The sequence below is a fragment of the Nonomuraea sp. NPDC051191 genome (assembly GCF_044455665.1).
Lineage (GTDB): Bacteria > Actinomycetota > Actinomycetes > Streptosporangiales > Streptosporangiaceae > Nonomuraea.
Genome location: NZ_JBITEZ010000015.1, coordinates 38493 through 49174 on the forward strand (window position 1 = coordinate 38493; position 10682 = coordinate 49174).

A 10682-nucleotide genomic window follows, 5' to 3' on the forward strand; every position below is an offset into this window, starting at 1 on the left:
GTAGTTCCTTACGTCGAGTATCGGTCGGTCGGGGCCGGTGCGCACGCGCTCCTCCGCGGCGCGGGCCCTGGATGGTCAGTCGAGGCCGGTGCGCACGCGTTCCTCGGCGGCGCGGGCCAGGGCGGCCCGTCCGCGCTGCCCGCGGTCGGGCGCAGCGGGCCGCAGGGGCGCGGTGAGCCGGACCTCGGCCCGCAGCCGCCGCGTCCCGGCCACCCGGACGACGGACCCGATCACCGAGTCCTCGCCCACCCAGCTCCCGCGGCTCGACGGGCTCTCGTCCTCGTAGTAGCGCAGGACGGCCGGGCACACCGCCGCCCCGGCGTCGATCGCCGCCTGGAAGACCGCGGGCCGGAACGTGCCGACCTCGCGCCCGCAGGACGTGGTGCCCTCGGGGAAGGCGGTCACCGCCTCCCCGGCCAGCAGGGCGTCGCGGATCAGGCCCACCGCGGCGGGCAGCGTGGACAGGCGTTCCCGGTCGATGAACAGCGCCCCGCAGGCCGCGCCGAGCGTCCCGATGAGCGGCCACCGGCGCACCTCGCGCTTGGCCAGCAGGCGGCAGGGCAGCGCGGCCAGCATGACCACCGGGTCGAGCAGCGAGACGTGGTTGGCCACGACGAGCACCCCGGCCGCCGCCCGCACGGATTCCACCGGACCGGCGACCTCGACCCGGACGCCGAGCGCGCGCAACAGCAGCCTGGCCAGCGCCTGGACCGTCCTGGCCCGCCACGGCCGCGGCGCGGCGCCCATGACGAGGAAGGCCGGCACGGCGGTCAGCAGGACCAGCAGCGCGGCGCACAGCCGGGCCGCGCGGCGGGCCCGCCCGGCGGCGACGGCCTCCTCGGGCAAGCACGCGCGCACCGAGCACGGCGCCCGCACCAGCCACGGGTTGATCTCCACACGCCGGCCCACGCCGGCGAAGTGCCGCCACGTCGCGGACGCCCGCACAGACGTGACGGACGTCCCGGCGGACGGCCCGGTGGTAGGCAGGGCAGATGGTGTGACGAGTGGTACGGCGGGCGGCGTGGCGGGCGGAGTCGGACAGGACACGCGGGACTCCCAGACGGTGATCGGCGGGCGGCCCGAGCGGCGCTAACGGCAGCGCAGGACGACGGCGGGCGGCAGGTTGCGCCGGATCGGCCCCGGAATATGGACCGTTCCCAACATCTCGCGCACCTGGCGCGGAAGGGCCCGGCACGGCGGCGTGGGCCAGGCGGCGAGCATGGTGAGCTTGGTGAGCGCGTCGAGCCGGGCGTCGAGCGCCGGGCGGGGCCGCGCGGCGGGCCGCGGATCGAGCTGCGCGGCGGGCAGCGGCGTTCGGAGGTCCCGGTGCCGGGACGGGCGTGTATGCGGCGGATGTGAGCTTTCCGGGATTTCCTGCGACTGCACGATCATGAGCGTCCCGACTTCGGAGCGGGCTCGGCACCGGTGGGCCTGACGGCGGGGTGACAAGCGGATGATGATCCTGTTAGTGCAGGTTAAGCGCTATGCGGCCGAGAGCGGCGAATTTGCGGCACGTGTCGCCCGACCTTGCCCGACCTTGGCCGAATGCTCGACAACCCGTCCGAGCCCATAGCCTGGCGAGGTGATCTACGCGAAGACGCCCCTCACCCCCGAGATCCGCGCGGCCGCCTCCCGGGCCTGGGGCGCCGAGGGAGAGGGCGAGCGGCTGTACGGCGGGGAGGAGTCGGCCGCCTACCGCCTCGGCGGCCACGTCCTGCGGGTCGGCCCGGCCGGGCGCGGGGTGGCCGAGTCGGAGTGGTGCCACGCCGTCGCCCGGCACGCCGCCGTCACGCTGCCCGAGGCGGTGGCCCCGCTGGCGACCGACGGCGGGGCGACCGTGGTCGTCGTCGACGGGCGGCCGATCTCCTGCTGGCCCTATGTCGAGGGCTCCTGGCCGGACTCCGACGTCCCGGCGCAGCGCGAGGCCGGCGCGCGGCTGCTGGCCCGGCTCCACCGCGCCCTGGCCGGTCTGCGTCCCGGCCCGCGTCCCGTGCCCGCCTTCCAGGAGTCCGGCCTGTACGGCGACCCGCACCCGGACGCCGCCGACCTGGCCGACCCCGTCCTGGACCGCTGGCTGGCCGGCTTCCACGCCGGTCATCCCGTGCGCCACCCGCTGCACGGCGACTACTACACCGGCAACACGCTGGCCACCGACGACGGCCGGATCGTCGCGGTCCTCGACTGGGACGAGACCTTCGTCGGCGCCCCCGAACTGGAACTGGCCGCCGCCGCGCTGGAGTGGGGCGACGACCTGATCGGGCCGAGCAAGGAGTTCGTGGCCGCCTACCACGAGGAGGGCGGCACGGCGGCCCCGCTCGACGAGGAGTCGCTCGCCCAGCTCGTCCGGCACAAGCTGCGCAGGGAGTACGCCTACTTCCGCAAGGCCGCCGCGTCGGGTGTGCGGCACGACGAGGAGGACCTCGAATACCACCGGGCCCGGGTCGAGCTGTTCCACCGGCTGCGGCCCTGACGCCGGCGTCCCGGGAGCAGGACCGGCCCGCCCCCGGAGCGTCGGGTCAGAAGTAGCGCAGCCACACGTACACCCAGGCCAGGGCCGTGCTGCCCAGGGTGACGACGATGCCGTACCGGGTGAACTGCCAGAACGAGATCGGGTTGCCCGTGCGGGCGGCGATCCCGAGGGCCACCACGTTGGCGCTGGCGGCGACCGCGGTGCCGTTGCCGCCGAAGTCGGCGCCGAAGGCGAAGGCCCACCACAGCGCCTGCCCGGTGGACGCGTCCGGTGCGGCGGCGGCCAGTTCCTCTACCACCGGCGCCATCGTCGCCACGTACGGGATGTTGTCGAAGAACGCCCCCAGCACGCTGGAGCCGAACAGCAGCGAGGTGGCCGCGGCGAAGTAGTTGTCGCCGAACAGGTCGATGGTGGCCCGTCCGATGGTCTCCATGGTCCCGGTGTGCACCAGGCCCGCGACCATGACGAACAGCCCGGCGAAGAACACCAGCGTGGGCCATTCGACCTCGCGCAGCACGTCCCCGAGCTCGACCCGGCACACCAGCAGCATGACCCCCGCGCCGACCAGGGCGATGATCGAGGGCGCCAGGTGCAGGACGGAGTGCAGCGCGAACGCCGTCACCACCCCGGCCAGCACCGTCAGCGACCGCGCCAGCAGCGCGGGGTCGGTGATGGCCCGCCGCTCCTGCAACGCCATCACCTTGGCCACGTGGTCGGCGTTGTAGTGGAACGAGCGGCGGAACAGCGGGTAGGTGAGCAGCACGAACACCCCGAAGATCACCACGACCGCCGGGGCCATGTGCACGAGGAAGTCGTTGAACGTCAGCCCCGCCCGGCTGCCGATGATGATGTTCGGCGGGTCGCCGATCAGCGTCGCGGCCCCGCCGATGTTGGAGGCCAGCACCTCGGCGATCAGGTACGGCGCCGCCGGGATGCGCAGCCGCCCGCACACCATCACCGTCACCGGCGCGACCAGCATGATCGTCGTGACGTTGTCCAGGAAGGGCGAGGCCACGGCGGTGATGGCCATCAGCATGACCATCAGCCGGTACGGCCGTCCCCGTGAACGTTTGGCCGCCCAGATCGCCAGGTAGTCGAACAGCCCGGTCTGTTTGATCACGCCCACGATGATCATCATGCCGAGCAGCAGGAAGATGACGTTCCAGTCGATGCCCGCGTGCCCTGAGGAGAACACCTCCTCCCCCGGTGTCAGCCCGAGCACGGTCATCAGCCCGGCCGCCACGAGGACGACCTTGACCTTGTCGGCCTTCTCGGTGGCGATGAAGAAGAACGCCACCACGAAAATGGCCATGGCCAGGATCGCGCTCATCCGGATCAGTCCGGAAGGCTCGTGATGGCCAGGCTGGTCAGCAGGCGTTCCAGTGTGATCGCCCCGCTGAGGGTGCCGTCGGCGCCGAGCATGGCGACGAGCGGACTGCGGGTGCGGGCCATCAGCGCCGCCACCTCCAGCAGCGTCGCCTCCGGCGGCACGGTGACGGGCCGCGCGGGCGGCTTGGGCAGGCAGTCACCGACCGTCAGGTGGGCGAGCTCCTGCCAGAACACCTCGGCGTCGCTCTCGTCGAGGGTGCGGACCAGGGCCGGGTCCTCCTGGTAGGTGCCGGGGATGGCCAGCCGCAGCACCTGCGTGCCCGGCAGCACGGTCGCGGGCCTGCCGTGCTCGTCCACCACGATGAGCCCGGGGAGCCGGTTGACGACCATCAGGCGCACCGCGCGGACCACGGAGTCGCGGGCGGTCACGGTCGGCAGGGTGACGGCGATATCGTGTGCTCGCATGGCACCGTCCACGGTGGTCGGAGTGGTCTGGGAACGGCGTGCCGCGCCGGTTCCGGGCGCGGCCGCATGGCGGATCTTGATGGGGTACCTCCAGCGGGGGCGAACGTCAGAAGGGCGGCCAGGGGGCTCAGACGCCCTGCCCCGGCCACGGGACGGCGGCCGGCCCCCGGCGCGGCCCGCCCGTCAGATGGCCCCGGGGGACGGACCGCGACCCGCGGGCGGGCAGGAGGAGAAGCGGTCCTGCCGCCGCGGCCCAGAGAAGGTCCGTGCCACGCATCGCCCACCTCCTTACGGTCCGTCCCTGTTTTCCGGGGAGACCCATGTCATCACCGGGCGGGGGGCCGCGCCCATCGGGTCCGGCCCCCATATCGGGTGGGGGCGGAGCCGTATCCGGGCGAGGTAAGTGGACAGGGCGGGCGGAATACGCCCAGGCTGGAGGCATGAGAGACGCCGTCGCCACCGCGCCGGAGCCGCCAGGCCGCACCCCGGCCCAGGCGTTGTTCCGCCGCCTGTTCGTCATCAACGCGCTGGTCTTCGCCGCGGGCACGTTCGTGCTGGCGCTGTCTCCGGCGACGGTCTCCTCACCGGTGCTCCTGACCGAGGTCCCGGTGCTGCTGATCGGCCTGGCGCTGATCCTGGCGGCGAACGCGTTCCTGGTGCGGGCCAGCCTCGCCCCGCTGACCTCGCTGACCGCCCTGATGCGGCGCGTGGACCTGCTGCACACCCACGACCGGCTGCCCGCCGGCAACCGGGACCTCAGGAGCGTCACCGACACCTTCAACCAGATGCTCGACCGCCTGGAGGAGGAGCGCAGCGTGGCCAGCGCCCAGGCCCTGGCCGCCCAGGAGGCCGAACGCGGCCGCATCGCCCGCGAGCTGCACGACGAGATCGGCCAGAGCCTGACCGTCGCGCTGCTGGCCCTCAAGCGGGTGCGCGACCGGGCGCCCGCGGAGCTGGCCGAGGAGCTGGGACACGCCCAGGAGGCGATCAGGACCAGCCTGGACGAGGTGCGCCAGGTCGCCCATCGGCTGCGTCCCGGCGTCCTGGAGGACCTGGGGCTGATCAGCGCCCTCACCGCGCTGGCCACCGACCTGTCGCAGACCGGCACGGTCGAGGTCGGCCGCCGGCTGGCCCCGGGGCTGCCGCCGCTGACCTCCGAGGTCGAGCTCGTCCTCTACCGCATCGCCCAGGAGAGCCTGACCAACGTCGCCCGCCACGCCGAGGCCACCCGGGCGACGCTCACGCTGACGCCCGACGGCGGCGACCTGGTCCTGCGCGTCGCCGACAACGGCCGGGGCGGCATCGGCGAGCCGGGCGCCGGCATCCGCGGCATGCACGAGCGCGCCCTGCTCATCGGGGCCCGCCTGAGCGTGCACTCGCCGCCCGGTGGCGGCACCGAGATCGTCCTCACCGTCCCCGGCGCGGCCAAGGAGAACGCCCGATGACCCGCATCCTGCTCGCCGACGACCACGCGCTCGTCCGCCAGGGCGTCCGTCTCATCCTCGACGCGGAGCCCGACCTGACCGTGGTCGCCGAGGCCGCCGACGGGGCCGAGGCGGTCGAGGCCGTCCGCACCCACGACATCGACCTGGTCATCCTGGACATCGCCATGCCGCGCATGACCGGGTTGCAGGCCGCGCGCGAGATCGCCCGCCGCCGGCCGGGCGTGCGCATGCTGATGTTGTCCATGTACGACAACGAGCAGTACTTCTTCGCCGCGCTGAAGGCCGGGGCCTGCGGCTACGTGCTGAAGTCGGTGGCCGACCGCGATCTCATCGAGGCGTGCCGGGCGGCGATGCGCGGCGAGCCGTTCCTCTACCCCGGGGCGGTCACCGCGCTGATCCGCGACTACCTCCACCGCCACCGGCACGGCGACCCGCTGCCCGACAGCCTGCTGACGGCCCGCGAGGAGGAGATCGTCAAGCTCATCGCCGAGGGCCACTCCACCAAGGCCATCGCCGACACCCTGGTCATCAGCCCCAAGACCGTCGACCGCCACCGCAGCAACATCCTGGCCAAGCTCGGCCTCAACGACCGCCTCGACCTGACCCGCTACGCCATCCGCGCCGGCCTGATCGAACCCTGACCTCGGCGGACGGCCTCGCCGCCGGGTCCCGTGGGCCCCGCGGCCCGTCCGGATGGAGCCCGCGGGCGCAGTTCCATGAGACGATCGAGATCATGATGGGTCCGTTGGGCGCGAGCAGTCACGTCCTCCACGCCTCGCTTTCGTCCTGCCATGCCCCGGCACGGGCCGCCGCCGGTCCCGTCGCCGTGCCGGTCGCGTGCTGAGCATGGCCGACGACACCGTCGCGTCCTGGGACGCGCTCACCGGTCAGGAGGCCCGCGGCCTCGTCGCCCGCATCGAGGGGCTGCGCCCGCGGCGCGGTCCCGGCGACGGGGGCGAGGTGCCGTCGGCCGACGTCGACGTCGTCGAAGGGCTCGTTCCGGCGGCGGCCGGCGTGGCGGCGGCCTGGCTGCGCGAGCGGCCGTCCCCGGCCCTGCGGCGTACCCGGCTGCGGGTCCTGGCCTCCTACCTGCGGTGGCTGCGGGCGCAGGATCTCGCCGGCGACGTGCTGGGCAGCGGGTCGCAGGTCGACGCCTACTGCCTGGCCGCCCTCACCACCGGGCTGGCGCCGTCCGGCCGGCCGCTGGCCAAGGCGACGGTGGTCCGCAGGCGGGCCGTCCTGGCCTCGTTCTACGCCTTCGCCGGGCGCCACGGGCGGGCTCTGCCCGCGCCGGCCGCCCATCCGCCCACCCCGGCCGAGCGGCGGCTGCTGCGCGGCGGGATCGCCACGCTGGCCGAGGAAGGGCGCTTAGCCGAGGCCGTGGCGGTCGGGCTGCTGGAGTCCACCGGCGCGTCCGTCGACGCGCTGGCCCGGCTGACCGCGTGCGACGTGCACCTGGTGGGCGGCGGCGACCCCGTGTTGATCACCCTGCACGACGGCCGGGGCGACATCGTCGCCTTCCCGCTCGCGCCCTACCTGCGCCGCCCGCTGCGCCGCCTGTGCGGCGACCGGCCCGCCGACCATCCGCTGCTCAGCGGCGACGCGGGCCGGCGTGTCGACCTGGCGTGGACGCGGGCCGCGCTCATCGACGCCGCGCTCGCCGCCGGTCTGCCCCGGTGGCGGGCCGAGGGCCTGCACCCGCACCTGATGCGCGCCTTGACCGTGACCGAACTCGGCGGGTCCCCGGCGGACGTCCGGGCGCGCTGAGCCCCTGACTCTCGGCGGCCGGGGCGAGCCCCCTGCCGCCGCGGGGCGGGCCGGTTCAGACGGCGCCGGTGAGCCGGCGGCGGAACACCCAGTACGTCCACGCCTGGTAGCCCAGCACCAGCGGCGTGAAGATGGCCGCGACCCAGGTCATCACCGTCAGCGTGTACGGGCTGGAGGCCGCGTTGGTCACGGTGAGGCTGTTGGCCGGGTCCAGGGCGGGCATGACGTTCGGGAACAGGCCGCTGAAGATCGCGCAGACCAGCGCGACCACGGCGACCGCGCTGGCGGTGAAGGCCCACCCGTCACGGCCGCGCACGGTCGCGGCCACCGCGCCGATCAGGCCGAGCGCGACCAGCGCCACGGCGGCCCACCGGACCGGCCCGGCGCCGTCGTTCGAGAGCAGCAGGAACGCCATCACCGCCAGGAACGCCGCCGGGGAGATGCTCTTGGCCATCCGGGCGGCGGCCAGGCGCAGGTCGCCGGTGGTGCGCAGGGCCAGGAAGACCGCGCCGTGCAGGGTGAACAGCAGCAGCGTGGCCAGCCCGCCGAGCAGCGCGAACGGGTTGAGCAGGGTCAGCAGCGTGCCGGTGTACTCGTGCTCGGCGTTCAGCGGGACACCGCGCACGATGTTGGCGAACGCGACCCCCCAAAGGAAGGCGGGGACGAGGGACCCCCAGAACAGCGCCCGGTCCCAGCCGCGCGTGCTGTCGCTCTTGCTGCGGTACTCCAGGGCCACGCCGCGGGCGATGAGCGCCAGCAGGATGAGGAACAGCGGCAGGTAGAAGCCGCTGAACAGGGTGGCGTACCACTCGGGGAAGGCGGCGAACGTCGCGCCGCCGGCCACCAGCAGCCACACCTCGTTGCCGTCCCAGACCGGGCCGATCGTCTTGAGCACGGCTCGCCGGTCGGCCTCCTCGCGGCTCAGGACGGGCATCAGGACGCCGACGCCGAAGTCGAAGCCCTCCAGCAGGAAGTAGCCGGTCCACAGCACGGCGATCAGTACGAACCAGACGTTTTCCATGATTTCCTCAGTAGCTCAGCGCGGGGACGGCGGTCTCGGGCTCGTCCTGCTCGTTCGGCCCGATCCGGATGAACTTGACCAGCAGCCGGATCTCGATGATCGCGAGCACGGCGTAGGCCAGGGTGAAGCCGACCAGCGTGATGGCCACCGAGGGCACGTCCGCCGTGGGCGAGACGGCGTAGGCGGTGCGCATCAGCCCGAAGACGGTCCACGGCTGGCGGCCCATCTCGGTGAAGATCCAGCCCATGCTGTTGGCCAGGAACGGCAGGCCGATGCCGGCGACGGCCAGCCGGTAGGCCCAGCGGCCCGCGGGCAGCCGGCCGCGCCTGGTCAGCCAGAGCCCGGCCAGGGCGAGCAGCGCCGACAGCATGCCGAATCCGATCATGAGCCGGAAGGACCAGTAGGCCAGGCCGACGACCGGCCGGTAGTCGCCGGGGCCGTACAGGGCCTCGTAGCGGGCCTGGATGTCGTTGATGCCCTCGACCTCGCCGTCCAGGGTGTTGGTGGACAGCAGGCTCAGGCCGTACGGGATCTGGAGGTTGACGTGGTTGCGGCCGTTCTCGACGTCGCCGATGGCGAACAGGGAGAAGCCGGCGGAGGTCTCGTCCTCCCACAGGGCCTCGGCGGCGGCCATCTTCATCGGCTGCTGCTCGGTCATGATCTGGGCCTGCCAGTGGCCGGAGAACGACACCCCGACCGCCGAGACCAGGCTGACGGCCAGCGCCAGCCGGGCCGAGGTGCGGAAGAGGGAGACGTCCCGCTTGCGCAGCAGGAACCAGGCGCTGACGCCCAGCACGAACGCGGCCGCCGTCAGGAACGCCCCGAACAGGACGTGCGGGAAGGTGACCAGCGTGGTCGAGTTGGTCAGGACGGCCCAGATGTCGGTCAGCTCGGCGCGGCCGTTGTTGATCCGGTAGCCGACGGGGTGCTGCATCCAGGAGTTGGCCGCCAGGATGAAGTAGGCCGAGATGTTGGTGCCGATGGCGGCCAGCCAGATCGTGGCCAGGTGCAGCCGGGGCGACAGCCGGTCCCATCCGAAGATCCACAGGCCGAGGAACGTGGACTCCAGGAAGAAGGCCATCAGCCCCTCCATGGCCAGGGGCGCCCCGAACACGTCGCCGACGAACCGGGAATAGTCACTCCAGTTCATCCCGAACTGGAACTCCTGCACGATGCCCGTCACGACGCCCATGGCGAAGTTGATCAGGAACAGCCGGCCCCAGAACCGGGTCAGCCGCAGGTACTCCGGCTTCTTCGTCCGGTGCCACGCCGTCTGCAACCCGGCCACGATGATCGACAGGCCGATCGTGAGCGGCACGAAGAGGAAGTGGTAGACGGTCGTGATGCCGAACTGCCACCGGGAGAGATCCAGGACATCCATGCAGGCCAGGCTCCTCTTCCCGGCCGTCGCGCCGTAGGGCCGTGCGTCCCTGGGACGAGGGACGTTGGTCCCATGGAGGGGCGAAGGACCCTGTCCGGGGTACGGGGTGCCTGGACGGCTTCACCACGCATGGGGACGCAGAGGCAGGAGGAGACAGTGACACGGACCGGCGACTTCGGCCACCGCATCCAGTACCACCGGCAACGGCTCGGGCTCACCGTCGAGCAGGTGGCGGAACGGGCGGACATGTCCGCCGGCTACCTCCGGTACATGGAGGAGCACGTGGACATCCCGGACAGGGGCACCCTGAACCGCCTGGCCGACGCGCTGGGGACCACCGGCGAGGACCTGCTGGGCGGCGGGCGCGACCGGCCGCCGGGCGTGGGGCCGGCGATGGCCGAACCCGTCCTGGAGGTGCTCGAACGCGACGAATGCCTGAGCCTGATCGCGCCCGGCGGCATCGGCCGGATCGCGTTCAACGGCTCGCACGGGCCGACGGTGCTGCCCGTCAACTACCGCGTGCACGACGGCGCCATCGTCTTCCGCACCGCCTCGGGCGGCCCCATGGACCAGGACCTGCGGACCGGGCTGGAGGGCGTCGAGGTCATGGTGGGCTTCGAGGTGGACCGCATCGACGAGGCCCGGCGGCAGGGCTGGAGCGTGCTCGTCCAGGGGCCCGCGCACCACGTGACGCCGGACGAGCAGGCCGGCGACGACATCACCCCGTGGGCGGGCGGCGACCGGTCGCTGCACATCCGGATCGTCCCCCACCACGTCACCGGCCGCCGCATCCACGCGATGTAG

General features: G+C 73.1%; 11 protein-coding genes. 5 read left to right on the forward strand and 6 right to left on the reverse strand.

Features of this window, described 5'->3' with window-relative positions; all coding sequences use genetic code 11:
• Nucleotides 1-75 precede the first annotated feature (75 nt).
• Both ACIA8R_RS37825 and ACIA8R_RS37830 read right to left on the reverse strand, forming a co-directional pair.
• Nucleotides 76-945: a lysophospholipid acyltransferase family protein gene (locus ACIA8R_RS37825; protein ID WP_397042413.1), complete on the reverse strand. Its 870-nt coding sequence runs from the start codon at nucleotides 943-945 to the stop codon at nucleotides 76-78.
• Between the two features lie 144 nt (nucleotides 946-1089).
• Nucleotides 1090-1386, reverse strand: a complete 297-nt coding sequence (locus ACIA8R_RS37830) for a hypothetical protein (protein ID WP_397042414.1) — start codon at nucleotides 1384-1386, stop codon at nucleotides 1090-1092.
• A 196-nt stretch (nucleotides 1387-1582) separates the two neighbouring features.
• Between ACIA8R_RS37830 and ACIA8R_RS37835 the strand changes: the two genes are divergently transcribed.
• On the forward strand, nucleotides 1583-2470 hold the full coding sequence (locus tag ACIA8R_RS37835; RefSeq protein ID WP_397042415.1) for a phosphotransferase enzyme family protein: 888 nt from the start codon (nucleotides 1583-1585) through the stop codon (nucleotides 2468-2470).
• Between the two features lie 46 nt (nucleotides 2471-2516).
• Here ACIA8R_RS37835 and ACIA8R_RS37840 read toward each other — a convergent pair whose 3' ends face one another.
• A complete protein-coding gene (locus tag ACIA8R_RS37840) occupies nucleotides 2517-3800 on the reverse strand; it encodes an ArsB/NhaD family transporter (protein WP_357708665.1) in 1284 nt (427 codons plus the stop codon).
• A 5-nt stretch (nucleotides 3801-3805) separates the two neighbouring features.
• The gene (locus ACIA8R_RS37845; RefSeq protein ID WP_357708663.1) at nucleotides 3806-4264 is read right to left on the reverse strand and encodes a CBS domain-containing protein; all 459 of its coding nucleotides are present in this window, start codon (nucleotides 4262-4264) and stop codon (nucleotides 3806-3808) included.
• Between the two features lie 440 nt (nucleotides 4265-4704).
• On the opposite strand from ACIA8R_RS37845, the gene ACIA8R_RS37850 reads away from it, so the two are divergent.
• The 3 genes from ACIA8R_RS37850 (at nucleotide 4705) to ACIA8R_RS37860 (ending at nucleotide 7476) form a co-directional block, all read left to right on the forward strand.
• Entirely contained in the window at nucleotides 4705-5709 is a 1005-nt protein-coding gene (locus tag ACIA8R_RS37850) for a histidine kinase (protein WP_357708660.1), read from the forward strand.
• Nucleotides 5706-6350: a response regulator transcription factor gene (locus ACIA8R_RS37855; RefSeq protein WP_364102240.1), complete on the forward strand. Its 645-nt coding sequence runs from the start codon at nucleotides 5706-5708 to the stop codon at nucleotides 6348-6350. The genes ACIA8R_RS37850 and ACIA8R_RS37855 overlap by 4 nt, the downstream gene beginning before the upstream one ends.
• 205 nt (nucleotides 6351-6555) lie before the next feature.
• Nucleotides 6556-7476 carry a hypothetical protein gene (locus tag ACIA8R_RS37860; RefSeq protein WP_397042416.1) on the forward strand — a complete coding sequence of 307 codons (921 nt, stop codon included), beginning with the start codon at nucleotides 6556-6558 and terminating at the stop codon, nucleotides 7474-7476.
• A gap of 55 nt (nucleotides 7477-7531) precedes the next feature.
• Here the strand turns inward: ACIA8R_RS37860 and cydB are convergent, their stop codons facing one another.
• Together cydB and ACIA8R_RS37870 are read right to left on the reverse strand one after the other, a co-directional pair.
• Nucleotides 7532-8497 carry a cytochrome d ubiquinol oxidase subunit II gene (gene cydB / locus ACIA8R_RS37865; RefSeq protein WP_397042417.1) on the reverse strand — a complete coding sequence of 322 codons (966 nt, stop codon included), beginning with the start codon at nucleotides 8495-8497 and terminating at the stop codon, nucleotides 7532-7534.
• Between the two features lie 7 nt (nucleotides 8498-8504).
• The gene (locus ACIA8R_RS37870) at nucleotides 8505-9878 is read right to left on the reverse strand and encodes a cytochrome ubiquinol oxidase subunit I (protein ID WP_364102249.1); all 1374 of its coding nucleotides are present in this window, start codon (nucleotides 9876-9878) and stop codon (nucleotides 8505-8507) included.
• A 156-nt stretch (nucleotides 9879-10034) separates the two neighbouring features.
• On the opposite strand from ACIA8R_RS37870, the gene ACIA8R_RS37875 reads away from it, so the two are divergent.
• Nucleotides 10035-10682, forward strand: a complete 648-nt coding sequence (locus ACIA8R_RS37875) for a pyridoxamine 5'-phosphate oxidase family protein (RefSeq protein WP_364102252.1) — start codon at nucleotides 10035-10037, stop codon at nucleotides 10680-10682.